This window comes from Streptomyces sp. Y7 (genome assembly GCF_043195415.1).
In the GTDB taxonomy this organism is placed as follows: domain Bacteria; phylum Actinomycetota; class Actinomycetes; order Streptomycetales; family Streptomycetaceae; genus Streptomyces.
The window spans coordinates 96,318-117,794 of sequence record NZ_JBIDDQ010000019.1; the positions used below are offsets into that span (position 1 = coordinate 96,318).

The window sequence follows — 21,477 nt, forward strand, 5'->3', positions numbered from 1 at the left end:
AGGAGCACTCCTGCTGGAAAGCTATGCGAAGTCGCTTACATCCATGCGACACTGAAAGTGGCGACACTCTAGTGCCGTGGGCACGTTCGTGTGGCCAACGGGGCCGAAGAGTGGCGCAGTCGAGACGGACCCGTTTCAGGGCCGCGTGGCCAGCAGATCCCACCAGGAGTCGAAAGCGGCCTGCCAGCTCTCCATGAACACGGACCCCGTGGAGTTGGGATCGCCCTCGTCGTTGACGTGCCGGGTCAGCGTCGACCCCAGCCCCAGGACGTCCACGGCGTCTATCTCCGTCTCGTCGTCCAGCAGGATCGAACGCACCACGACTTCGTAGGGGCCGACCAACGCCTCGGCGTTCCGGAGCAGATAGAGCTTGACGGGTGGTACGAGCGGCACCTTCCGCACCTCCACCGTCACGGACGGGACCAGCCCCTCCGTTTCCAGATCCCGAAGGGCGGCGCGCAGGGAGGACGTGTGCCGACGGGTGATCCCGCGCAACCGCTCCTGGAGCTGTGTGTCGATGGCCTCCATGTCGCCCTCGTCCTCGGCGGAGCGATTCGCCCGGGGATACGGCAGCGCGACGGCCTCGTCCGGCAGGAGCATCCGCAGCTCGATGCGTTCGGGGCTGATCTCCCCCAGACGAATGCGTTCGGCCTGCAGCCGGATGTGCGCGTCCAGGCTCTCGGAGGTGAGGGTGAAGACATCCAGCCGCACGGTCGGCTGCGCGAAGGCCCGCGCCACGAAGCGACCCAGCGCCGCCCGCAGACGCGGTACATCCTGTGTCTGGGTCGTGGAATGCGTCGGCGGCTTCACGACCCGCGTTCCGCTGCCCTGCCGGGACTCGATCCATCCCTCGCTCTTCAGCTCACGGAGTACGCGCTGCACCGTGTCGCGTGACACGTCGAACTCCTCGGCGAGCACGCGTTGCGCGGGCAGCACGGAACCCATCGGGTAGAAGCCGTCGGCGATACGCGTACGCAGCGTCTGCAGGAGGTCTTCCCCGACGCCGGCATCACCACGTTCCGCGCTCACATCGCGACCGTACCTCCTCTTGCGCGTACTCCTGATGGCTCAAGCCTGATCCCACAGCAGCCGCAGCACCGGCAGCAGCGACCCGACCACGGTCTCGGCGCCCGCGTCCCTCAGTTGCTTCGCCTTGTACTCGTTACGCGCGTAGCCCAGGAACGGCACGCCGGCCCGTTCGGCGGCGTACAGATCCGTGGGGGCGTCACCGATCATCAGGGCGGCGGAAGGGGCGGCGCCCATGGCGTTCAGTGCGCGGTTGAGACAGTGCGGGTTGGGCTTCAGGAGGTCGAGCTCGGTGGTGCGGCCGTAGACGTGCGGCGTGAAGCAGTCGTCGAGGCCGCGGACGGAGAGGTAACCGGTCACGGTGCGAGGTGAGTTGTTCGTGGTCACCGCCAAGCGGCTGCCGATGGCCTTCCAGGTGCGTATCAGGGGGTCCGCGTAGGCCGTCGGCATGGCGGACCCCACCGCCTTGAGCTCCTGCTGGGTCAGTCGCTCCTCCAGTTCGGCCACCAGATCGCTGCGCGGATGCCGCCTGTTGACGGCATACAGCACGACCATCGGGTCCGGATGGACTCGCTCCTCCTCGGTCAGCAGCTCCCGCAGCCCCTGCTGCTCCAGCCAGGCGACCAGTTCCTTCGCCACCTGCTCCGCCTTGTGCCCCGCGAACAAGCGGCAGATGGGGCCGTCAAAGTCGAAGAGGATGAAACGAGCACGGGTGATCAGTTCTCGCAGGTTCCCTGTCTCTACCGTCACCAGATCAGTCTGCGCCGTATCACTAGTCACTAGGAGAGTGTCAGGTCAGTCGTGATGGTTTCCCAGAGGGCGTCGAACCACTTCTGGGATTCCACGACGAACGCCGCGTCACGCTGGCCCGCCTGCTTCATGAAGGAGAAGAGGAGGGAGGTCGACCCCAGTGCGTCGTACATCTCCAGCGTCTGGCTCTCGTACTCCTCCTGGCGTTCGGCGAGGACGTAGTAGCCGATCAGGGCCTCCTCGTCGTTGAGGAGGTACAGCTTGACGGGCGGGGTGAACGGCAGAGCCCGGAAGGTGACATGGACGTCGATGCCGTGCGTGGCCCGGACGGCCTGGAGGTTGTGCCGCAGGACCTGCGCCTGGGCGTTGCGCATCTCCAGCCAGCGCCTGTGGACCGGGTCGTCCCCCTCCCCGCCCTCCACCGACACCGGGAACGCCAGGTGGATGTCGCGGGACGGCAGGAGGATGCGGACGTCGATCGACTCCGGGTGGACCGAGCCCTCGTGGATGAGGCGGAGGGGTTCGCCGAGGGCCAGCATCAGGGTCTCGGAGGTGTGGCAGACGACGTTCACGCGCACGTGCCGCGCGGCGAAGGCCTCCGTCAGGCGGGGCGCCAGGCTGACCATCGTCGGCTGGGGTGCGCCCCGCGTGGGGGTGGGCAGGGCGATCCGGGGCGGGCTGCCCTTGCTGACGTTGGTGAGGAGACCGTCGTCCTGGAGCGCGCGCAGGGCCTGGCGTACGGTGCCGCGTTCCACGCCGAACTCCTCGGCCAGCTCGGCCTGGGTGGGCAGGCGGTCGCCCGCCTTGAGCTCTCCGACGCGGATCCGCTCCCGCAGGACGTCGGCGATCTCTTGGGGCGAGAGTCTCCTGCTGCCGTTCACTGCCACGTTCTCCTGGGTCACGACCAAAACGCTACAACTCGCACCCATCTAGTGGGAGTTGTTTGTAGCTTGTTTCAAAGTAGGGGCCAAGTGGGGACAACTTAGTCAGAGTTGGCGTCAAGTTGGTTGAGTTGGCGGAAGTAATCCTTCCATTCCCGGGAGCCTGAAGGGGGAAACACAGATGCCCGTCCTCGCACTCCTCTCCGCCGTCTTCGTCGTAGGCGTCGAACAGACCCTCCAGTGGAAGTACGGTGCCACCGGCATCATCGGCCTGCTGCTGCTCACGATAGGCATCAAGGCCAAGAGCCCGGCTGTCAGTTCGATAGGGGCCGTCGTCCTCGCGATCCTGGTCTCGGGACCCGCCCTATGATCCATGCGCGTCCCGCAAGCCGTCATGCGCGCCGCGACAGCGACGAACACACAGGTCAAACGATGTGGGGGACGATCAGCTCGTGAGCACAAGCTCCGAACTGATCGTCTCCCACAACGCGTTGAACCACACGTGCGACTGCTCCACGAACGTCATGTCCCGCAGCCCGGCGCCCTGGTCGAAGGCGAACAGCGTGGACTGGATGCCCGGAGCGTCGTACATCTCCAGATGCTGCTGACCGATCTCCACCTCGCGGCGGCTCAGCGTGTAGTAAGCGAACAGCGCCTCCGTGCCGTTGAGCAGGTACAGCTTCACCGGCGGGGTGAACGGCAGCGCCCGGAAGGTGACCTGTACGTCGATGCCGTGCGTGGAGCGCAGCGCCAGCAGGTTGTGCCGGAGCACCTGGCCCTGGGCGTTGCGCTGGGCGAGCCAGCGGCGGCGCAGCTGTACGTCGATGTCGTCGACCGAGTCGTCCACGGACGTCGGGAAGGCGAGCGGGATGTCCCGGCTCGGCAGCAGCACCCGGAAGTCGACCTTGGCCGGTTTCAGCCGTCCGGCGTGAATCTGGCGGAGCGGTTCGCCGATGGCGAGCGTGAGGGAGACCGCGGTGAGGCACAGGGCGTCGATCTCCACGTGCGGGGCCGCGAAGGCGGAGGCGATGCGCGGGGCGAGGGCCACCATGGTGGGCGCCGGCGGGGCTCCGGGGCCGGTCAGCGCCTTGCCCAGGTCGGGGGCGACGGTGGCCGGGGCGCCCTTGGAGACGTTGGTGAGCAGATGCTCCGACTGCAGGATGCGCAGCGCCTGCCGTACGGCCCCGCGCTCGACGCCGAACTCGTCGGCCAGCCTGGCCTGCGTGGGCATGCGCTGACCGGGCCGCAACTCGCCCGAGGTGATCCGGGCGCGCAGCGCGTCGGCCACCTCCCGGTGTGACTTCTGTGGCCGCTGTGAACTCTTCCGTCCATTGACGGAGGCGTGTTTCGGCTCCACGACCAAACACTACAACTTCCCGCCATCTTTAGGCAGTTCCCGGGAAGGTGGTTATGAGACGCTTCCAAGCGGTGATAAGTACAGTGAAGTTGGTCGCCAACTTAAGCAACATGGTCAAGCTTCAAGTGTGTTGGCCACAAGCGTCGGTTCTGTCGACCATCGTCCCCGAAGGGAGACCTGCATGCCGCTCGTCTACCTCGCTGTCGCCGCGCTCGTCATTGGATTCGAACAACTCATCCAGTGGAAGTACGGGCCGATGGGCATCATCGCTTTCCTCGCCCTGTCCATCGGCATCAAGGCCAAGAACACCATGATCGGCGGCATCGGCGCGGTGATCCTCGTCATGCTGCTCGCCCAGTAGGTCTTCTCACGAAGGCCCGGGGACAGGTTCGGCCGGCCGGGCTCCCTTCCGGAGGGGAGCCGGGAGCCCGGACGGTCAGCACAGTCACAACTCCACACCGACAACTGAACATCGACCGCACAGCCACAACTGAAGACGCACCACCAACAGGCACCACTGATCAACAACCACAACTGAACAGCTCGCTACGGATGAGCAGACCTGTCGTCGGGAGAGAGGAGTCTCAGAACATGTCCGGGCACCAAGGCCGCCTGGACGTACGGAGCAGGGCGTCGGCCACCTTGGCGGCGCCCGCTCGTTCTTCCCGGACCCGCCCCAGCGCGGCGAGCCGTACGGCGGACTCGTCGCCCAGCCACAGGGCGCTCAGCTCGGCGACGTCGAGGGTGAGGTCCGCCGCGGCCGTGGTCGGCGTGCAGGACGCGCCGTCCGGCGAGGCGTCCAGCCGGTAGCGGCCGCCCGCCAGGCCGGCCCCGTCCACGACCTCCAGCACCAGCGTGCCCTGCCCTTCGTACGTACGCGCCTCCAGCGCCCGTACGACATCCAGGACCCGCACCCACAGCCAGTCCGCCAGTGTCGTGATCCTGGCCGCGCGCGGGTCGGGGAGGTAGAAGGGCAGCAGGTCGTCGGGGGCCCGCCAGCCGCTCTTGACCGTGGTGATCCAGTCGATCGAGCACAGGTAGTACCAGAGGTTGCGCTCGGCCCGCGGCGTCGCCGCGATCAGCCAGGTCACGGAGGCCGTGTTGAGCGGCTGCTTGCCGTCGCCCCATGTGTCGTCCGCCGTGTACTTCACCAGCCCCTCGACCTCGCCGCCCGCCGAGCGGTACACGGCGAAGAACGGCTCCGTCCACGGGGAGCGGTCCAGGCGCACCGCCCCGGTGCTGACCTGCCACCACCGCTCGTCCCGGTCGACGGCACCCGGCTGCGCCCGGCGCACCCGCTCGAACAGCTCCGGGCCGATCTTGCGTACGTCCGCGCTGTCCACGAGGTCGATACGGCCGCCGTCGTCGGGGCCGGCCCATCGGGGGTCGAGGCCGGCGCGGGGGACGTCGACGCTCCACTGGGCCGTCCAGGTGGCGGGGCCGAAGCCGTAGCGGCCGTAGATCGGGTACTCCGCGGCGATCAGGGTCGCCACGACGTCACCGCGGTCCTTCGCGGCGGCGAGGTCCTGGGCCATCATCCGGTTGAGCAGTCCGCGGCGGCGGTGGGTCGGGGTGACGGTGACGTTCGAGATGGCGTCGGCGGGGACGGTGGCGCCGCCGACCGCGGTGAGCTCCTGCGCGAAGGAACGGAAGGTGGCGACGCAGCGGCCGGCGTCGAAGGCACCGAGCGTGCGGGACGGGACGATGTACGACGCCCGGTCCGCGACCTCCGTCTCGGCGACGTCGGGCGTGCGCAGGAAGCCGGTGTTCAGGGCCCGGCTCCAGTCGGGAATGTCGGCCTCGGTGATCGAGCGGACGTCGATGTGGGGTACGGGACGGCTCATGGGGCCACGGTAGGTCGGTGTCCGCGGGGTGTCGCCGAATTTTCGCCCGCTCCCAGGGCCCCGGCGGTCGGCCGACCGACTTCGACCGACCGCCGACACCCCGGCCACCCGTTCCGGCGAATTTTCCACAGCCTGTGGATGACGTCGCGCGACCGGCGGCGCGGCCTGCTACATGAGCAGGTCGTCCACCTGTGCCTCGCCGTCCCGATACCGGCGGGTGATCTCCGCGCCGCACTCGTCCGCCGTCCGCTGCAGGCGCTGGCGGCGGCCCGACACCTGCTGCTCGTAGCGCACGAGGCGCCCCATGGCGGTGTTCAGCTCGGCGTCCGTGCGGGCCTGGAGGTCCGACAGCTCCACCTCGGCCAGCATGTCGGCCGCCAGCCGCCCGTACTCCTCGCTCTGCGGCGTGCCCAGCGTCACATGACGGGCGGAGGAGCGCTGGCGGGCCGGGGCGTCGGTGAGGATCTCCGGGAGACGGTCCACGACGGACGCCGCGCCCGCCGGGGAGCGCCGCGCCAGCTCCGCCCGCAGGATGTCGATCCGCCCCTGCAGCAGCCGCCGTACATAACTCAGGTCCGCCTCGTCCCGCTGGGCGTCGCGCCGCAGGGTGCGCAGTTCGGGCAGACTGAGTGCGGTCAGGTCGTGCTCGGGCGGCTCCACGGGCAGCCGTGCGTGTGGGCCGGGGCCCGGATCGTCGGCGGTGCGCTGTGTCGGCGGCCGCAGGCCGTCCAGCTGGGCCGCGTGGGTCAACACGACAGCCCCCAGCGGTTGCTCGGTACTCGGTGTGCTCATGTGCTCTACCGTCCCCTCGACCGGCGTGTGAGGAGCATCGTGCCATCACAAGTGGCACCTATGTGACCGAGTGCCCATGAACAGCCCCAGATGGGGGGTTAAGGAGCATAAAAGAAGCCCCTTATGAGGCACGTCCGTGCACACGGCATGATGGCGCCATGCGAGCTGTGGTGCAGAGGGTGGACGGCGCGAGCGTCGTCGTGGACGGGGAGACGGTCGGGGAGATCGCCGGCGAGGGGCTGTGCGTGCTCGTCGGCGTCACGCACGAGGACACCAAGGAGAAGGCGGCCCAACTCGCCCGCAAACTCTGGTCGATCCGCATGCTCGGCGACGAGAAGTCGTGCAGCGACATCGACGCCCCGCTCCTCGTCATCAGCCAGTTCACCCTGTACGGCGATGCCCGCAAGGGCCGCCGGCCCACCTGGAACGCCGCCGCCCCGGGCGAGGTGGCCGAGCCGCTCGTCGACGAGGTCGTCGCCCAACTGCGCGCCCTGGGCGCGACGGTGGCGACGGGCCGGTTCGGCGCCAAGATGCGGGTGTCCCTGACGAACGACGGCCCGTTCACCGTGCTGCTGGAGATCTGAGAAGGGCGGAGAGCCGAGGGGCTACGGCTCGACGACGACCTCCTGCGCCGCCGCCGTCTCCCCCGCCACCAGCTGTGCGTCCGGTGCCACGTTGCGTTTCACCAGGGCCAGTGCGACCGGGCCGAGCTCGTGGTGGCGTACGGATGTGGTGATGAAGCCGATCTTGCGGCCGTCGGGGCCCTCGTCCGCGAGGTGGATCTCGGTGCCGGGAGTCGGCAGGTGGACCTCGCTGCCGTCCAGGTGCAGGAAGACCAGGCGGCGCGGGGGCTTGCCGAGGTTCTGGACGCGGGCGACCGTCTCCTGGCCGCGGTAGCAGCCCTTCTGCAGATGCACCGCCGTGCCGATCCAGCCCAGCTCGTGCGGGATCGTGCGGTGGTCCGTCTCGAAGCCGAGGCGCGGGCGGTGCTGCTCGACGCGCAGGGCCTCGTACGCGAGGATGCCGGCCGCCGGACCCGCCTTCTCGGCGTAGGACTCCAGGTCGGCGCGGGGCAGGAACAGATCACGGCCGTACGCCGTCTCGCGTACGACGACGCCTTCGGGCACCTCGGCGATGGATCCGGCGGGCAGGTGCACGACCGCGAAGTCGTCCGTGCGGTCGGTGACTTCGACCTGGTAGAAGAACTTCATCGACTCCAGGTACGCGATGAGCGCCTCCTGGGTGCCGGGCTCGACATGGGCCCAGACGGTCGTGCCGTCGTCGACCAGGTACAGCGCGTGCTCGATGTGGCCGTGCGCGGAGAGGATCAGCGCCTCGGTCGCCTCGCCCGTGGGCAGGTCGCTGACGTGCTGGGTGAGCAGCAGGTGCAGCCAGCTCAGCCGGTCGTCGCCGGTGACGGCCACGACTCCGCGGTGGGACAGGTCGACGAAGCCGGTGCCGTCGGCGAGGGCGCGCTGCTCGCGGAACAGATCGCCGTAGTGGGCGGCGACACCTTCGTCCACGCCCTCGGCGGGCACGGCGCCGGGCAGGGTCAGCAGGGGGCTCTTCATGGGACAAGCCTACGACTCGGTAGTTGAACTCTTGCCGTTCGCACCCTTGTGCGCGCAGTCCTTGCACCGGCCGAAGATCGCGAAGTGCTTCATGTCGGTGTCGAAGCCGAACTCTCGGCGCAGCTTGGCGGTGAACTCGGCGGCCACCGACACATCGGCCTCGATGACGTTCGTGCAGTCGCGGCAGACCAGGTGGATGTGGTGGTGGCGGTCGGCGAGGTGGTACGTCGGCGCGCCGTGCCCGAGGTGGGCGTGGCTGACGAGCCCGAGCTCCTCCAGGAGCTCCAGGGTCCGGTACACGGTGGAAATGTTGACCCCCGACGCCGTCTTCCTCACTTCCACGAGGATGTCGTCGGGGGTCGCATGCTCAAGGGTGTCCACGGCTTCCAGGACAAGCTGACGCTGAGGCGTCAGCCGGTAGCCGCGCTGCCTGAGGTCGCTCTTCCAGTCGGTGCTCACCACACCGGAAAGTCTAGAGCCACTCGGGCGGATGCCTCCTGGAAGAGGGCGGATGCCTGTGGAAAGACGGCGGATGCCTGCTGGAGACGGCGGACGCCTACTTGAAGAAGGCGATGCCGTCGTCCGGCATGTCGTCCGGGAGGGCCTTGGCCCAGCGCTCGACGTCCTCCGGGGTGACGACCTTCTTCAGGTGGGCCGACATGTAGGGGCGCAGCTCGACCTCGGGGGTCTGCTTCTCGCCGACCCACATCAGGTCGCTCTTGACGTAGCCGTACAGCCGCTTGCCGCCGCTGTAGGGGCCGGAGGCGGCGGTGCGGGCCACGGCGTCCGTGACCAGGTCGATCTGGGGCTTCTTGTCGGCCAGCTCGCCGTACCAGATCTCGACGACACCGTCGTCGCGGACCATCGTCACCTCGACCTTGCGGTCGGCGTCGATGCGCCAGAAGCCGTGCTCGGACTCCAGGGGACGGACCTTGTTCCCGTCGTTGTCCAGGACCCAGGTGTGGGACTGGTACTCCAGGAAGTCGCGGCCGTCGTGGGTGAAGGTGACCTCCTGCCCGAAGTTGCACTTCTCGGAGCCCGGGAAGTCGTGCACGCCCGCGCCGGCCCAGTTGCCGAGCAGGAAGGCGAGCGGGACGAGGTCCTTGTGGAGGTCGGACGGAATCTCGATCATGAGCGGCGTTTCCTAGACGTGGGTCAGCGCTGGCCCTGGTACAGCTTCTTCACGGTCAGTCCGGCGAAGGCGAGGACGCCGACGCAGACCAGGACCAGCAGGGCTTCGAAGAAGATCTCCACGGGGTGCTCCTCGATTGAGCGGAGGTTGTGCGGTACGTACAGGGCCGGGCCCCAGCTTACGCGGCCGGGGACCGGCCCTCCTTGTGAGGTAGGCCCTCGCGAGGTCAGTCCAGCAGCTGGCTCTGCAGCATCACCGTCTGCTGGAACGGTACGGCCGCCGCACCGCCCTTGCGGGACTGCACCACCAGGCCCACGACGTCGCCGGACACCAGGTAGACCTGCCGGACCTGCTCGGCTCCGTACGGCTTGGCCTCGGTGTAGGAGTAGTGCCGCACGTTCATGACCACCGCCTCGCTGGGGAACTCCTCGTCCGTGTGCACCTGGGCGGCGTCGCGCAGGGCGTGGTTGGGCGAGTCGTAGCTGGTCAGGTGGTCCTGCTGGAGCACGTCGGCGACCTGTCCGGAGTCGAACTGGAGCAGGTAGATCCGGGTGTGGGTGCCGTCCGGGGTGGTCCAGCCGCGCGCGGCGACGTGCCGCAGGCCGTGGTCCGTCAGCACCTGGCCGAGGTCGTCGCGGTCCTCCTTCGACTCGAACACCGACAGGAAGTCCTTCGTCGCCAGCCAGCCCTCGCGTCCCGGGAGCGCCTTGTCGGCCTTGGCCCCTTCGGGCGCCGGCAGCAGCAGCGCACGCAGGTCGGCGTAGTGCGCCGCGGCCGCGTTGGCCTCGGCGAACGGGGCCGGGCTGCCGGAGGGCAGCGGCGGCTTGGTGATCTCCGGGTAGGTCCAGCGGCCGTCCGCCTCGGTCGCGAGACCGGGTACGTCCGTGCGGTCCATCCGTGTGATGCCGTACGCGGTGGACGAGCCGACGGCTGCGAGGACGACGACGGCCGCCGTCCAGCGCAGAACGGCCCGCAGGACACGGCGGTCCTTCTTCACGGGAGGTTCGACGGCCACTACAGGGGGCGCCTCGGGCATCGGCGGTACGTCTGCCGGGGACACCGGCGGTACGTCTGCCGAGGGCGCCGTCGCGATGGGCTGCTGCTCGGTCATACGGCCTTCCCCGGGTCGTCGATGCGGTCGAGCTGGGCGGTGACGAAGAGCCCGATGCTGGTCAGGTCGAGCGGCCTGACACCGGACGCGGTCACGCTGATCAGCACGTCTCCGGACCAGCCCGCGCAGTACACGCGGTCGAGCTTCTGGTCGATGCCCTTGGGCGTCAGGAAGCACTTGGCGTTCTTGTGGCCGTCCAGCTTCGGCCCCTTGCGGAAGAGGCCGAGGGCGGAGAGGAACTCGTTCTGGGAGGTCGCCACGTCCTTGGCGGCGGCACGGCTCTCCAGACGGGCCAGCACCACGCTGGCGAAGAAGGCCCTCTTGTCGTAGATGGCCTGGCCGTCCGCCTTGAAGTAGCTGCGCATCACCATGCCCTCGATGGGCTTCTTGTCGAGCTCCTTCTCCAGTCGGCGGCGCTCCTTGCGAGGCAGGTCCTTCAGGGACTCCTTGCGCAGCTCGGAGGCCTGACGGCCGCTGAGCTCGGCGTCGGAACCGAACTCGCCGAGGTCGGGGCCAGGGGTGTAGCCCTTCTCGTCGTACGGCAGCAGCAGGCCGCGCAGCCCGGAGGCCGCCTGGTCGGACTTCTCGGCCCTGTCGTCCGCCGCGGCCGACTTGGGGAACTTCCACGTCGGCAGGCCCGCGTCCCGGTCGGCGTCCTGGACGGTGACGACGGTGTAGCCGGCCCCGGCGACGACGGCACCGAGCAGCAGGACGGTCCCGGCGACGGCGGCGATACGCCCGGAACGCGGACGCCTCCGGGCGGGCGGCGAGACTTCCTGGCTGCTCTGCACGGCCTCCGGGCTCGGCACGGCCACGGGGCCCTGCGCGGTCTCAGGGCCCTGCGCGGTCTCAGGAGTCTCAGGTGTCTCGTTCACAGCCGGCCCACCTGCCGCTTCGCGAGATCCATGATCTTCTCCTTGGAGATCGGCCTGGTGTCGTAGATCCAGATGTCCATCGCGATGTCGCCGCGCCAGGCGTGCGCCTCCGCCGAGTACACCGGCAGGAAGCCGGCCTCCTGCTCGGGGCTGTCGTGCACGTACGCCATGCCGTCGCCCGTGCCGGGGATGGCCCAGCTGCGGGTGTTCGACTCCTCCTCGGCCCAGTAGTGACCGTCGTCGGCGTGGTCGGTGGCGGCCATGGCCTGCTCCTGGCGGAACTGCACCAGGTGGATCTCGACGCTGGACGTGCTGCCGGTGCGCCAGCCGGTGACGGCGCCGCGGCGGAACTCGTCGCCGATGAGGTCACCGAAGACCTCGTCCGGCTTCTCGTAGTTCTCCGCGAAGTCGGCGAGGTCCATCCAGCCGTCCGTGCCGGTCTCGAACAGGGCGTCCCGGGCGCCCTTGGGCCGCGGGAGCAGCAGCTTGCGCAGGTCGCCGTCGGTCCTCAGGCGGCGGTCCTCGGCGGCCGACAGCGGCTCGGCCTCGCCCTTGGCCTGCTTGACCACGGGCTGGGACAGCGGCGGCAGCTTCGTGGGCTCGCGGTCGGCCTGCACGAGGTAACCGGCACAGGTCCCGCCGACGAGCCCGAGCACGACGGCCGCGGCGATCAGCAGCGCCGTACGCCCGCGCCGGCGGGGCCGGGGAGCGGCGGGCTCCTCCTCGGACGGACCGGGATCCTCCGCGCTCCCGGTTCCGTCCACGGCGGGCGGCGCGGGCGGCGCGGGCGGCACAAGCGGCGCGTCAGCCGCTTCTCCCGCCTCTCCTACTTCTTCGGGTACATCCAAGACGTCCCCCCACAGAACGTGAAGCACGCATTCCGTATGCGTTGCGCCCAGGAGACCGACAGGTGATGCCCGAGGTTGTAACGGGGTTGATTACGATTCGGCCATGGCCAAGAAGCTGGTGATCAAGGTGACGGCGGGGGCCGACGCCCCCGAACGGTGCTCACAGGCGTTCACGGTCGCGGCGGTGGCCGTGGCCAGTGGTGTGGACGTCTCCGTGTGGCTGACCGGCGAGTCCGCCTGGTTCGCCCTCCCGGGCCGGGCCGCCGAGTTCGAACTGCCGCACGCCGCCCCGCTCCCCGACCTCATCGACTCCGTCCTCGCGGCGGGCCGGCTCACCCTGTGCACCCAGTGCGCGGCTCGCCGGGACATCACGGAGAAGGACGTCATCGAGGGCGTCCGCATCGCGGGCGCGCAGGTGTTCGTGCAGGAGGCGTTGGCGGACGAGACGCAGGCGCTCGTCTACTGAGACGACCGCTACGGGTGGGGGCGCTTCTTGCCGTCGAGCTCGTCCCACCACTCGTCGGACTTCGGGTCGCCGGAGGGGTCGTCCCACCAGCGGTCCTCCGGCCCCCGCCGGTTGGCGACCATCGCGGCGAGCGGCGGGATGACCATGGCGACCACGCACATGCCCACGGCCACCGGGATCGACCACAGGCGTACGACGCCCCACGCCAGGACGAAGAGCGCGATGCAGATCCCCATCATGGCGAAGTAGAGATGACGTCGCCGTGCGTACATACGTCCAGGGTAGGCCCGGAATCGCCGGGCCGCGGGCATGCCGAAGGGCCGCATCCCCGGCGTCCAACCCTTGGGATGCGGCCCTTCGGGAACCCGGTCGCGTCAGACCGCGATCGCGACCTCCGCGAGGCCACCGTGCTGCGCGACGACCGTGCGGTCGGCGGTGGCGCCGGGGACCAGGGCGCGGACGGTCCAGGTGCCCTCCGCCGCGTAGAAGCGGAACTGGCCCGTGGCGGAGGTGGGGACCTCCGCGGTGAACTCGCCGGTCGAGTCCAGCAGTCGGACGTAGCCGACGACGGGCTCGCCGTCCTTGGTCACCTGACCCTGGATGGTGGTCTCACCGGGCTTGATCGTCGAGGCGTCGGGGCCGCCGGCCTTCGCTCCACACATGTCTTTCTCCAGATTGGGGTCTGACCGGAAGGAAGGCCGGTCGGGTCTGCTTGCGGGGCTGGGTTACTTGTTGGCGCCGAGCTCGATCGGCACGCCGACGAGGGAGCCGTACTCGGTCCAGGAGCCGTCGTAGTTCTTGACGTTCTCCACGCCGAGCAGCTCGTGCAGCACGAACCAGGTCAGCGCGGAGCGCTCACCGATACGGCAGTAGGCGATGGTGTCCTTCGCCAGGTCGACCTGCTCCTCGGCGTAGAGCTCCTTGAGCTCGTCGTCCGACTTGAAGGTGCCGTCGTCGTTGGCGTTCTTCGACCACGGGATGTTGCGGGCGCTCGGGACGTGGCCCGGACGCTGGGACTGCTCCTGCGGCAGGTGGGCCGGGGCGAGCAGCTTGCCGGAGAACTCGTCGGGCGAACGGACGTCGACGAGGTTCTGCGCACCGATGGCCGCCACGACGTCGTCGCGGAAGGCGCGGATGGCGGTGTTCTGCGGCTTGGCCTTGTAGACGGTCTCGGCGCGCTCCGGGACCTCCTCGACCAGCTCGCGGGCGTCCAGCTCCCACTTCTTGCGGCCGCCGTCGAGAAGCTTGACGTTCTCGTGGCCGTAGAGCTTGAAGTACCAGTAGGCGTAGGACGCGAACCAGTTGTTGTTGCCGCCGTAGAGGATCACCAGCGTGTCGTTGGCGATGCCCTTCGCCGACAGGAGCTTCTCGAAGCCCTCCTGGTCGATGAAGTCGCGGCGGACCGGGTCCTGCAGGTCCTTGGTCCAGTCGATGCGGATCGCGTTCTTGATGTGGTTCTTCTCGTAGGCGGACGTGTCTTCGTCCACCTCCACGATCGCGATGTCGGCGTTGTCCAGGTTCTCCTGGACCCAGTCGGCGTCGACGAGGACGTCGCTGCGGCTCATGCTCTTTCTCCTCCGGGGCAGTTGCGGCGGGGCGTGCGAGATGCGAGGGGGTACGCGGGCTCATGCCGAGACGGCGCACCTGTGCCCTGGTCAGGGCAGGGGGAAACGCGGAAGTCGGAGCTTCCGCTCAGAAGGGGCGACAGAGCATGGCGGCAACGCGGCAGAGGTCTACTGCCCGCCGCTTCGTGAGATCCGCCTGTCGCTTCATGACCTCGATCGTAGGGAGGGACAGGCGCGCGTGTCACCGGTGTGTCGTATTCTGAGACGCGATCGTCCGGAATATGGGATGGAGAGTCTGTGAGGACCGCTGCCGCACCGGTTCCGGCCCCGTGCGGCGCGCATCACATCTGCGGTACGGACGACGCCGTCTCGCTAATTGGACGTAGTGCGTCCACCACCGCCCGCCGTACTACCCGGCGAGGCGGACGTTCGAACCCTTCACCGCGATCTCGACGCCGTCCTTCGCCGCCTGGACGCTGTCGAGCTGGATGCCGCCGGGCAGGCCGTCGATCTGCTGCTGGAAGTCGGTGATCGCGCGGGCGCGGTTCTCGGCGATGTCGGCGCCGCCGAAGTCGGGCAGCGTGTCCGCCTTCACCCGGACGGTGTCGCCCTGGGCGGTGACCGAGCTGAGGACGTAGACCGGGTTGGGCAGCTTGGTGCCGAGGACGGTGGCCTCGACGGCGACCTTGATCTTGCCGTTGCCGCCGTCCGACAGGCCGACGACGTTGGCGGTGACGCCGGGCGCGACCTGGGTGGGCTCGGACTTGGCGGCCTTCAGCAGCTCGGCGTAGCTGACCGACGCCGTGCCGGTGGCGCTCGCGGCGGTGGCGGAGCTGTAGTCGCCGGAGAACTCGACGCCCTTCATGTTCGCGTTGAGGTCGGCGATCCGGATCGACGTGCCCTCGGCGCCCGCGGTGGCCTCGTAGTCCTTGATGCCGACCTCGACGTCGTCCAGCGAGCCGCTCGCGACCTGGGTGAGGAACGGGAAGCCCTTGATGGACACGTCCGGGGCGTCCGCGAGGTTCTCGCGGGTCCGGAGCTTGTCGGCCACCTCGTCCTCGGCGAACCCGACGGCGAGCCGGTCGGCCAGCACGAACAGGCCGACCAGGATCACGCCGACTATGAGCAGTATCCGCAGGGCGCGCATGTTGTGGTGTTCCCCCCACCTGAGCGGTCGTCGACGGCGCTGGTGAACGGACGACGACGGTCACGGACGACCGGGTGACCGTCCAGCGCGAGAGTAACCCCGGGGCGTGGCCCGGCCGGGAGATTGTCGATCACCTGTGACAGGCCGGGCCCTTGCGTCTCAGCCGAGCGCCCGCCCGAGGACGTAGACCGCCGGCGCCGCGGCGGCCAGCGGCAGGGCGACGCCCGCCGTGAAGTGCACGAAGCGGGACGGGTAGTCGTAACTGGCGACGCGGTGCCCGATGAGCGCGCAGAGTGCCGCGCCGCCGCCGAGCAGCGCCCCGCCGGATCCGACACCGGTCATGGCGCCGACGACGGCCCCGGCACCCGCGCCCGCGAGCAGCGCGGCCGCCACGGAGGCGGGCGTCGGCAACGGCAGCGCGCGGACCACGACCGCGACGGCGACCGCCACCGCGCCCACGGTCACCGCGTCCGCCTCGGCGGCGAGATATCCGGACGCGATGATCGACAGGGCCGCCGAGGCCACCGTCGCCATCAGGCCGTACATCCGCTCGTCCGGGTCGGCGTGCGAACGGAGCTGGAGGACCAGCGTGAGCAGCACCCAGACACCCAGGGTGCCGAGGATCGCCGCGGGCGCGCGGTCGGCGGCCAGCAGCGCGACGTCCGCCGTCACCGCCCCCGCGAAGGCGAGCGCGATGCCCTGCCGTGCCGGCCACATGCCGTTCAGCCGGAACCAGCCGGCCGCCGTCACCGCCTGCAGCGCGACCAGGGGGACGAGGAGCGCGTACGACCCGATCGCCGCCGCCGACGCGAGCAGCAGCCCGAGCAGCGCGGTGAGCCCGGCAGGCTGTATCCCCGGCTCGATGATCGGGGAACGGCCCTCGAGCCGGGCCCGCTGGGCGTCGGTGATCCGGGGGTTCCCGGCGAGGGTCGCGGGCCCGTAGCCGTCCCCGTCGCCCTGCTCGGCCTCCGCGTCGGAGGACCGGGGCGCCTGGGGCTCCGGCTGCGGCTGCGCGTGCTGCTGAGCCTGGGTCTGGAACTGCTGCTGCTGGGCCTGGACCTGCTGGTGCTGCGGCTGCGCGTGCGGCTGCTGGGCTTGGACCTGCTGGTGCTGCGGCTGCGCGTGCGGCTGCTGAGCCTGGACCTGCTGCTGCCCGGCGTGCGCCTGGTGCGTGCCGTCCCAGCCGTCCGCCTGGTAGCCGGACGCGTAGGGGCCGTGGTGGTCACCGCCCTGGTACTGCGGGGCGCCCTGGTACCCGGCGTACGGGCCCGCCGCGGCGCCCTGCGGCGGCAGATAGGCCGTCTCCTCCGCCGGGGCCGGCGGCACCGGCTGGTGCACCTGGGTCTCCCAGGTCTGCCCCTGCCACTGCTGCGTGTACTGCTGGGCGGCCTGCGGATCGTCGTACGCATGCTGCTGCTGGGCGGGCCATCCCTGCGGCTCCTGCCGCTGGTACGGGTCGTAGCCCTCGTGGTCCTGCTGGGACCCGTGCCGGGCACCCTGATAGGGGGCCCCGCCCTCATACGGCTGGTTGGTCATCTCACCCTCCTGCGAACGGCGGGAGCACCTCGACCGTGCCGCCGTCGGCCAGCCGTACCGTCTCATGTCCGCGGGTGCCCACGGGGTCACCGTCGATGAGGAACGAGCATCGCCGCAGTACGCGCGTCAGTTCCCCGGGGTGTCGCGCACGCACCGCGTCGAGCGCCTCGGCGAGCGTGGCCGCGTCGTACGGCTCCTCGGCGACCCCGGCTGCGGCCTTCGCGGCGGCCCAGTAGCGCACCGTGACCTTTGCCATCTGGTTCCTCAATCGATCGACATGGTCACCGCCGGGAAGCGCGGGCGGTGAGCATCGCCCAGGCTAGCCCGCCCGGCCGGCGGCCCAGTCCCCGATCCTGGCCAGCAGGTCGTCGGCGGCCGCGTGCTCGGCGTGCCCCATACCGGGCTCGAGCCAGAGTTCGCCGTGGTCACCGGCGGCGTCGGCCAGCATGCGGGGGTGGTCGAGGGGGAAGTAGCCGTCCAGGTCGCCGTGCACGATCAGCAGCGGCGTCGGGGCGATGTGCGGCACCGCCTGGACCGGGGACATCGGCACCGGGTCCCAGCCGCGGTGGTGGATCCGGGTACGGAATCCGTAGCGGCCCACCAGACGCCCCTCGGGCCGGGTCACCAGCCAGTGCAGCCGGCGCATCCGGGGCGTGCCCCGGTAGTACCAGCGTGCCGGGGCGCTCACGGACACCACCGCGTCGGTGCCCGCCCCGCTCCGGCCCGACGACCCGACCTCCGCCGCGCCGACACCCGTACGGCCGTACACCGCCGCGTGCCGCAGCACCACCGAGCCGCCCATGGAGAAGCCGACGGTCGCCACGCGCGTGTGCCCGAGCTCGCGCGCCCAGCGCACCGCGGCCGCCAGGTCGAGCACCTCGCGGTCCCCCACGGTCGAGCGCCCGCCGGACGCGCCGTGGCCGCGGAAGGAGAAGGTGACGACACCACCGTGCCGGGTGAGGGCCTGCGCGACCCGGCGCACATGCGGCTTGTCGACGTCGCCGGTGAAGCCGTGGGCGACGACGAACGCCAGGTCACCGGCAGGTGGACGCGAGGAGTCGTATACGACCGCACCCGGGTCGTATACGGAATCGATCGTCACGCCGTCGTCGGTGTGCAGAAACGTCCGCAAAGGTGTACGTCTGGTCGTCTCAGAGTTCGGACGAACCGTAGATCGTGCCACATGACCTGCCGTGCCAGCGCCCATGTCGGCTATTCTGCTGGACAGAGGACTCGGGCAGCGTAGCCCCCGGGTCCTTTTGTGCTTTCGGAAGCGTTGTATACGAAGCGGGAAACCGCAGGTGTACGGGGCCTTCGGGATCGCAGAGCAGATCCGTACCGCCCACGTCCTCGCAGGGACCGAGGAGGAACCAGACGTATGAGTTCTCTGCTGCTCCTGACCAATGCCCTCCAGCCGTCGACGGAGGTGCTCCCCGCACTCGGCCTGCTGCTGCACAACGTGCGCGTGGCTCCGGCGGAAGGGCCCGCCCTCGTCGACACCCCCGGCGCGGACGTCATCCTCGTCGACGGCCGCCGCGACCTGCCGCAGGTGCGCAGCCTGTGTCAGCTGCTCCGCTCCACCGGGCCCGGCTGCCCGCTCGTCCTCGTCGTGACGGAGGGCGGCCTCGCCGCCGTCACCGCCGACTGGGGCATCGACGACGTCCTGCTCGACACCGCGGGCCCCGCCGAGGTCGAGGCGCGGCTGCGGCTCGCCATGGGCCGCCAGCAGATCGTCAACGACGACTCCCCCATGGAGATCCGCAACGGCGACCTGTCGGTCGACGAGGCGACCTACTCCGCCAAGCTCAAGGGCCGGGTCCTCGACCTGACCTTCAAGGAGTTCGAGCTCCTCAAGTACCTCGCCCAGCACCCCGGCCGCGTCTTCACGCGCGCGCAGCTCCTGCAGGAGGTCTGGGGCTACGACTACTTCGGCGGCACCCGGACGGTCGACGTCCACGTACGACGGCTGCGCGCCAAGCTCGGGCCCGAGCACGAGTCGCTGATCGGAACCGTCCGGAACGTCGGTTATCGATTCGTTACGCCGGAGAAGATCGACCGGGCCGCCGAGGAGGCGAAGGCCAGGGCCGCCCAGGCAAAGCCGGAGGATGCGGACGCAACGGCCGCCCGGGAGGGCGCCGAGGTCCGGGCCGAGGCCTAGAAAGACCCGACGGACGCCCGGGCGGGGCGTCACCTGCGTCCCTTCGCGCCCGGAGAGCGGGCACCGGGGGGCAAGGGAGCTCCTTCACGCCCTGCCCAGAAGGGGTCCATCCGCGTAGACTCCGCGCGTGGCCAAGGTGACTCGCGATGACGTCGCACGGCTGGCAGGGACCTCCACTGCCGTCGTCAGTTACGTCATCAACAACGGACCCCGGCCGGTCGCCCCGGCCACGCGCGAGCGCGTTCTCGCCGCGATCAAGGAACTGGGCTACCGGCCCGACCGGGTCGCCCAGGCCATGGCCTCGCGGCGCACGGATCTCATAGGTCTGATCGTCCCGGACGCGCGCCAGCCCTTCTTCGGGGAGATGGCCCACGCGGTCGAGTGGGCCGCGGCCGAGCGCGGAAAGATGGTCCTCGTCGGCAACTCCGACTACGTCGGCGAGCGCGAGGTCCACTATCTGCGGGCGTTCCTCGGCATGCGGGTCTCCGGGCTCATCCTCGTCTCGCACGCGCTGAACGACCTGGCCGCCGCCGAGATCGAGGCGTGGGACGCCCGGGTCGTGCTGCTGCACGAGCGGCCCGAGGCCATCGACGACGTCGCCGTCGTCACCGACGACCTGGGCGGCGCCCAGCTCGCCGTACGTCACCTCCTCGAGCACGGCTACGACTACGTCGCCTGTATGGGCGGCACCGCGGAGACCCCGGCGGTCGGCGACCCGGTCTCCGACCACGTCGAGGGCTGGCGGCGCGCGATGGCGGAGGCGCGGATCCCCACGGAGGGACGGCTGTTCGAGGCGCCGTACAACCGCTACGACGCGTACCGCATAGCGCTGGACCTGCTGGCCGGGCCGAAGCGGCCGCCGGCGATCTTCTGCTCCACCGACGACCAGGCCATCGGTGTGCTGCGCGCGGCGCGCGAGCTGCGGATCGACGTGCCGGAGGAGCTGGCCGTCGCCGGGTTCGACGACATCAAGGAGGCGGCGCTGGCGGATCCGCCGCTCACGACCATCGCCTCCGACCGATCGGCGATGGCTCGCGCCGCCGTGGATCTGGTCCTCGATGACGGGTTGCGGGTCGCGGGATCCCGGCGGGAGCGGTTGAAGGTGTTTCCGTCGCGGCTCGTCGTCCGGCGGTCGTGCGGCTGCGCCTAGGAGCTCGGGGTCCTGTGTCGTCGGGCGGCTCGCGGTCGCCCGTGGTGTCTCGCGCAGTTCCCCGCGCCCCTCTCGGGGCGCTTCCATGAAGCCATTCTGAGAAGGCTCCGTTCGCCGCCAGAACCGTCTTTACATCGGGCATACGACCTTCTGCCGGGCTTCTCAGTCGGCACTCAGGAAGCTCTCATGGTCGGGCGACAAGCTCATTGTCATGACCGAGAGCTTCCGCCGCAGCGGCGAGTACGAGAACCCGTACCAGCACGCGTCCTCCCCGGTGAACCCGGAGTGGCCGCCCCCGCCGGCCCACCAGCCGTCGGCCCACACCGCTCTCCTCGCCGAGCCCGTGGCCCAGCCGCCCAGGTCGCGGCGCCGGCCGCGCGGGCCCGTCGCCCTCCTCGCCGCCGTGGCCATCGTCGCCGCGGCGATCGGCGGCGGCACGGCCTACGGCATCCAGGAGCTCACCGGCAACGACACCGCCGCCACCTCCAGCTCCACCAGCGCCAACGTCGTCCCCTCCAGCCAGAAGGGCACGGTCTCCGGGGTCGCCAAGGCGGTCAGCCCGAGCATCGTCGAGATCAACGCCCAGTCCAACGCCGGTTCCTCCACCGGCTCCGGCGTGATCATCACCGGTGACGGCGAGATCATCACCAACAACCACGTCGTCTCCGGCGCCTCCACGGTCAAGGTGACCACCAGCGACGGCAAGGAGTACACCGCCGACGTCGTCGGCACCGACAGCAGCAAGGACCTGGCGCTGATCAAGCTGCAGAACGCCTCCGGGCTGACCGCGGCCACCCTCGGCAACTCCGACGGGGTCCAGGTCGGCGACGAGGTCGTGGCGATCGGCTCCCCCGAGGGCCTGACCGGCACCGTCACCAGCGGCATCGTCTCCGCGCTCAACCGGGACGTCACGGTCTCCACCGACGAGGGCCAGCAGCAGGGGGGCGGCGGCAACGGGCAGTGGCCCTTCGAGTTCGGCGGTCAGCAGTTCAACGGCGACACCGGCTCGTCCACGACGACGTACAAGGCGCTCCAGACCGACGCCTCCCTGAACCCGGGCAACTCCGGCGGCGCGCTGATCGACATGAACGGCAACATCATCGGGATCAACTCGGCGATGTACTCGGCCGCCGGTTCGGGTTCCTCCGACGCGGGCAGCGTGGGCCTCGGCTTCGCCATCCCGATCAACACCGTCAAGGCCGACCTGGCGAAGCTGCGGTCGGGTTCGCAGAACTGAGCCCCGTCCGAGCGAGTCGCACCAGCTGAGG

At 70.0% G+C, this 21,477-nt stretch carries 27 protein-coding genes; 7 read left to right on the plus strand and 20 right to left on the minus strand.

What is annotated here, in order from left to right; translation table 11 throughout:
- Positions 1 to 135 precede the first annotated feature (135 nt).
- Genes ACGFW6_RS33135 through ACGFW6_RS33145 form a run of 3 tightly spaced genes read right to left on the minus strand, consistent with a single transcriptional unit; the run spans position 136 to position 2,684 of the window.
- Positions 136 to 1,029 (minus strand): GntR family transcriptional regulator, encoded by an 894-nt coding sequence (locus ACGFW6_RS33135; RefSeq protein WP_393518243.1) that lies wholly within the window; start codon positions 1,027 to 1,029, stop codon positions 136 to 138.
- Between the two features lie 39 nt (positions 1,030 to 1,068).
- Positions 1,069 to 1,806, minus strand: a complete 738-nt coding sequence (locus ACGFW6_RS33140) for an HAD family hydrolase (protein ID WP_393518246.1) — start codon at positions 1,804 to 1,806, stop codon at positions 1,069 to 1,071.
- On the minus strand, positions 1,806 to 2,684 hold the full coding sequence (locus tag ACGFW6_RS33145) for a winged helix-turn-helix domain-containing protein (protein ID WP_393518249.1): 879 nt from the start codon (positions 2,682 to 2,684) through the stop codon (positions 1,806 to 1,808). Before ACGFW6_RS33145 ends, ACGFW6_RS33140 begins: the two co-directional genes overlap by 1 nt.
- A gap of 154 nt (positions 2,685 to 2,838) precedes the next feature.
- Between ACGFW6_RS33145 and ACGFW6_RS33150 the strand changes: the two genes are divergently transcribed.
- Positions 2,839 to 3,027, plus strand: coding sequence for a hypothetical protein (locus tag ACGFW6_RS33150; protein ID WP_062723799.1), 189 nt, complete (start codon positions 2,839 to 2,841; stop codon positions 3,025 to 3,027).
- 75 nt (positions 3,028 to 3,102) lie between these two features.
- On the opposite strand, the gene ACGFW6_RS33155 is transcribed toward ACGFW6_RS33150, so the two are convergent.
- On the minus strand, positions 3,103 to 4,020 hold the full coding sequence (locus ACGFW6_RS33155) for a winged helix-turn-helix domain-containing protein (RefSeq protein ID WP_393518252.1): 918 nt from the start codon (positions 4,018 to 4,020) through the stop codon (positions 3,103 to 3,105).
- 175 nt (positions 4,021 to 4,195) lie between these two features.
- On the opposite strand from ACGFW6_RS33155, the gene ACGFW6_RS33160 reads away from it, so the two are divergent.
- A complete protein-coding gene (locus ACGFW6_RS33160) occupies positions 4,196 to 4,375 on the plus strand; it encodes a hypothetical protein (RefSeq protein ID WP_269641300.1) in 180 nt (59 codons plus the stop codon).
- 223 nt (positions 4,376 to 4,598) lie between these two features.
- Here ACGFW6_RS33160 and ACGFW6_RS33165 read toward each other — a convergent pair whose 3' ends face one another.
- A complete protein-coding gene (locus ACGFW6_RS33165; RefSeq protein ID WP_393518256.1) occupies positions 4,599 to 5,858 on the minus strand; it encodes a GNAT family N-acetyltransferase in 1,260 nt (419 codons plus the stop codon).
- A gap of 168 nt (positions 5,859 to 6,026) precedes the next feature.
- On the minus strand, positions 6,027 to 6,650 hold the full coding sequence (locus ACGFW6_RS33170; RefSeq protein WP_393518263.1) for an aerial mycelium formation protein: 624 nt from the start codon (positions 6,648 to 6,650) through the stop codon (positions 6,027 to 6,029).
- 158 nt (positions 6,651 to 6,808) lie between these two features.
- Here ACGFW6_RS33170 and dtd point away from each other — a divergent pair, with 158 nt between their 5' ends.
- Entirely contained in the window at positions 6,809 to 7,234 is a 426-nt protein-coding gene (gene dtd, locus ACGFW6_RS33175) for a D-aminoacyl-tRNA deacylase (RefSeq protein WP_393518266.1), read from the plus strand.
- A gap of 21 nt (positions 7,235 to 7,255) precedes the next feature.
- Here the strand turns inward: dtd and ACGFW6_RS33180 are convergent, their stop codons facing one another.
- From ACGFW6_RS33180 to ACGFW6_RS33205, 6 genes are all read right to left on the minus strand, one after another.
- Complete coding sequence (locus ACGFW6_RS33180; protein ID WP_393518269.1) at positions 7,256 to 8,221, minus strand: YgfZ/GcvT domain-containing protein; 966 nt, start codon at positions 8,219 to 8,221, stop codon at positions 7,256 to 7,258.
- Between the two features lie 9 nt (positions 8,222 to 8,230).
- Positions 8,231 to 8,683 (minus strand): Fur family transcriptional regulator, encoded by a 453-nt coding sequence (locus ACGFW6_RS33185; RefSeq protein WP_380859781.1) that lies wholly within the window; start codon positions 8,681 to 8,683, stop codon positions 8,231 to 8,233.
- Positions 8,684 to 8,777: 94 nt separating this feature from the next.
- The gene (locus ACGFW6_RS33190) at positions 8,778 to 9,353 is read right to left on the minus strand and encodes an FABP family protein (RefSeq protein WP_393518272.1); all 576 of its coding nucleotides are present in this window, start codon (positions 9,351 to 9,353) and stop codon (positions 8,778 to 8,780) included.
- A 226-nt stretch (positions 9,354 to 9,579) separates the two neighbouring features.
- Positions 9,580 to 10,464, minus strand: a complete 885-nt coding sequence (locus ACGFW6_RS33195) for a hypothetical protein (RefSeq protein ID WP_393518275.1) — start codon at positions 10,462 to 10,464, stop codon at positions 9,580 to 9,582.
- Positions 10,461 to 11,339 carry a hypothetical protein gene (locus ACGFW6_RS33200; protein WP_393518278.1) on the minus strand — a complete coding sequence of 293 codons (879 nt, stop codon included), beginning with the start codon at positions 11,337 to 11,339 and terminating at the stop codon, positions 10,461 to 10,463. The genes ACGFW6_RS33195 and ACGFW6_RS33200 overlap by 4 nt, the downstream gene beginning before the upstream one ends.
- Complete coding sequence (locus tag ACGFW6_RS33205; protein ID WP_393518281.1) at positions 11,336 to 12,103, minus strand: hypothetical protein; 768 nt, start codon at positions 12,101 to 12,103, stop codon at positions 11,336 to 11,338. The genes ACGFW6_RS33200 and ACGFW6_RS33205 overlap by 4 nt, the downstream gene beginning before the upstream one ends.
- Before the next feature lie 187 nt (positions 12,104 to 12,290).
- On the opposite strand from ACGFW6_RS33205, the gene ACGFW6_RS33210 reads away from it, so the two are divergent.
- Entirely contained in the window at positions 12,291 to 12,653 is a 363-nt protein-coding gene (locus ACGFW6_RS33210; RefSeq protein WP_380859795.1) for a DsrE family protein, read from the plus strand.
- An 8-nt stretch (positions 12,654 to 12,661) separates the two neighbouring features.
- Here the strand turns inward: ACGFW6_RS33210 and ACGFW6_RS33215 are convergent, their stop codons facing one another.
- The 8 genes from ACGFW6_RS33215 to ACGFW6_RS33250 all read right to left on the minus strand — a co-directional run bounded on the left by ACGFW6_RS33215 (position 12,662) and on the right by ACGFW6_RS33250 (position 18,108).
- Positions 12,662 to 12,925, minus strand: a complete 264-nt coding sequence (locus ACGFW6_RS33215; protein ID WP_393518284.1) for a DUF3099 domain-containing protein — start codon at positions 12,923 to 12,925, stop codon at positions 12,662 to 12,664.
- A gap of 102 nt (positions 12,926 to 13,027) precedes the next feature.
- The gene (locus tag ACGFW6_RS33220; protein WP_030957144.1) at positions 13,028 to 13,315 is read right to left on the minus strand and encodes a DUF1416 domain-containing protein; all 288 of its coding nucleotides are present in this window, start codon (positions 13,313 to 13,315) and stop codon (positions 13,028 to 13,030) included.
- 63 nt (positions 13,316 to 13,378) lie between these two features.
- The gene (locus ACGFW6_RS33225; protein WP_393518287.1) at positions 13,379 to 14,218 is read right to left on the minus strand and encodes a sulfurtransferase; all 840 of its coding nucleotides are present in this window, start codon (positions 14,216 to 14,218) and stop codon (positions 13,379 to 13,381) included.
- A gap of 127 nt (positions 14,219 to 14,345) precedes the next feature.
- Positions 14,346 to 14,426, minus strand: a complete 81-nt coding sequence (locus ACGFW6_RS33230) for an Ms5788A family Cys-rich leader peptide (protein ID WP_350751515.1) — start codon at positions 14,424 to 14,426, stop codon at positions 14,346 to 14,348.
- 201 nt (positions 14,427 to 14,627) lie between these two features.
- A complete protein-coding gene (locus ACGFW6_RS33235) occupies positions 14,628 to 15,365 on the minus strand; it encodes a DUF2993 domain-containing protein (protein WP_393518290.1) in 738 nt (245 codons plus the stop codon).
- Between the two features lie 159 nt (positions 15,366 to 15,524).
- Entirely contained in the window at positions 15,525 to 16,901 is a 1,377-nt protein-coding gene (locus ACGFW6_RS33240; protein ID WP_393518293.1) for a hypothetical protein, read from the minus strand.
- Position 16,902: 1 nt separating this feature from the next.
- On the minus strand, positions 16,903 to 17,157 hold the full coding sequence (locus tag ACGFW6_RS33245; RefSeq protein ID WP_346181720.1) for a MoaD/ThiS family protein: 255 nt from the start codon (positions 17,155 to 17,157) through the stop codon (positions 16,903 to 16,905).
- A gap of 63 nt (positions 17,158 to 17,220) precedes the next feature.
- On the minus strand, positions 17,221 to 18,108 hold the full coding sequence (locus tag ACGFW6_RS33250; RefSeq protein WP_393518297.1) for an alpha/beta hydrolase: 888 nt from the start codon (positions 18,106 to 18,108) through the stop codon (positions 17,221 to 17,223).
- A 171-nt stretch (positions 18,109 to 18,279) separates the two neighbouring features.
- Here ACGFW6_RS33250 and ACGFW6_RS33255 point away from each other — a divergent pair, with 171 nt between their 5' ends.
- The 3 genes from ACGFW6_RS33255 to ACGFW6_RS33265 all read left to right on the plus strand — a co-directional run bounded on the left by ACGFW6_RS33255 (position 18,280) and on the right by ACGFW6_RS33265 (position 21,446).
- The gene (locus tag ACGFW6_RS33255; protein ID WP_393518300.1) at positions 18,280 to 19,059 is read left to right on the plus strand and encodes a winged-helix domain-containing protein; all 780 of its coding nucleotides are present in this window, start codon (positions 18,280 to 18,282) and stop codon (positions 19,057 to 19,059) included.
- A gap of 127 nt (positions 19,060 to 19,186) precedes the next feature.
- Complete coding sequence (locus ACGFW6_RS33260) at positions 19,187 to 20,209, plus strand: LacI family DNA-binding transcriptional regulator (RefSeq protein WP_393518303.1); 1,023 nt, start codon at positions 19,187 to 19,189, stop codon at positions 20,207 to 20,209.
- A 211-nt stretch (positions 20,210 to 20,420) separates the two neighbouring features.
- Entirely contained in the window at positions 20,421 to 21,446 is a 1,026-nt protein-coding gene (locus ACGFW6_RS33265; RefSeq protein ID WP_393518306.1) for a S1C family serine protease, read from the plus strand.
- The last annotated feature ends 31 nt before the right edge of the window (positions 21,447 to 21,477 follow it).

What these genes read in the sequence shown, in the direction of transcription:
- ACGFW6_RS33190 (WP_393518272.1), bottom strand. Translation starts at nt 9,353, where the DNA reads ATGATCGAGATTCCGTCCGACCTCCACAAGGACCTCGTCCCGCTCGCC.
- ACGFW6_RS33255 (WP_393518300.1), top strand. Translation starts at nt 18,280, where the DNA reads ATGAGTTCTCTGCTGCTCCTGACCAATGCCCTCCAGCCGTCGACGGAG.
- ACGFW6_RS33195 (WP_393518275.1), bottom strand. Translation starts at nt 10,464, where the DNA reads ATGACCGAGCAGCAGCCCATCGCGACGGCGCCCTCGGCAGACGTACCG.
- ACGFW6_RS33150 (WP_062723799.1), top strand. Translation starts at nt 2,839, where the DNA reads ATGCCCGTCCTCGCACTCCTCTCCGCCGTCTTCGTCGTAGGCGTCGAA.
- ACGFW6_RS33235 (WP_393518290.1), bottom strand. Translation starts at nt 15,365, where the DNA reads ATGCGCGCCCTGCGGATACTGCTCATAGTCGGCGTGATCCTGGTCGGC.
- ACGFW6_RS33170 (WP_393518263.1), bottom strand. Translation starts at nt 6,650, where the DNA reads ATGAGCACACCGAGTACCGAGCAACCGCTGGGGGCTGTCGTGTTGACC.
- ACGFW6_RS33160 (WP_269641300.1), top strand. Translation starts at nt 4,196, where the DNA reads ATGCCGCTCGTCTACCTCGCTGTCGCCGCGCTCGTCATTGGATTCGAA.
- ACGFW6_RS33210 (WP_380859795.1), top strand. Translation starts at nt 12,291, where the DNA reads ATGGCCAAGAAGCTGGTGATCAAGGTGACGGCGGGGGCCGACGCCCCC.
- ACGFW6_RS33265 (WP_393518306.1), top strand. Translation starts at nt 20,421, where the DNA reads ATGACCGAGAGCTTCCGCCGCAGCGGCGAGTACGAGAACCCGTACCAG.
- ACGFW6_RS33240 (WP_393518293.1), bottom strand. Translation starts at nt 16,901, where the DNA reads ATGACCAACCAGCCGTATGAGGGCGGGGCCCCCTATCAGGGTGCCCGG.
- ACGFW6_RS33230 (WP_350751515.1), bottom strand. Translation starts at nt 14,426, where the DNA reads ATGAAGCGACAGGCGGATCTCACGAAGCGGCGGGCAGTAGACCTCTGC.
- dtd (WP_393518266.1), top strand. Translation starts at nt 6,809, where the DNA reads ATGCGAGCTGTGGTGCAGAGGGTGGACGGCGCGAGCGTCGTCGTGGAC.
- ACGFW6_RS33180 (WP_393518269.1), bottom strand. Translation starts at nt 8,221, where the DNA reads ATGAAGAGCCCCCTGCTGACCCTGCCCGGCGCCGTGCCCGCCGAGGGC.
- ACGFW6_RS33225 (WP_393518287.1), bottom strand. Translation starts at nt 14,218, where the DNA reads ATGAGCCGCAGCGACGTCCTCGTCGACGCCGACTGGGTCCAGGAGAAC.
- ACGFW6_RS33250 (WP_393518297.1), bottom strand. Translation starts at nt 18,108, where the DNA reads ATGGGCGCTGGCACGGCAGGTCATGTGGCACGATCTACGGTTCGTCCG.
- ACGFW6_RS33165 (WP_393518256.1), bottom strand. Translation starts at nt 5,858, where the DNA reads ATGAGCCGTCCCGTACCCCACATCGACGTCCGCTCGATCACCGAGGCC.
- ACGFW6_RS33215 (WP_393518284.1), bottom strand. Translation starts at nt 12,925, where the DNA reads ATGTACGCACGGCGACGTCATCTCTACTTCGCCATGATGGGGATCTGC.
- ACGFW6_RS33220 (WP_030957144.1), bottom strand. Translation starts at nt 13,315, where the DNA reads ATGTGTGGAGCGAAGGCCGGCGGCCCCGACGCCTCGACGATCAAGCCC.
- ACGFW6_RS33245 (WP_346181720.1), bottom strand. Translation starts at nt 17,157, where the DNA reads ATGGCAAAGGTCACGGTGCGCTACTGGGCCGCCGCGAAGGCCGCAGCC.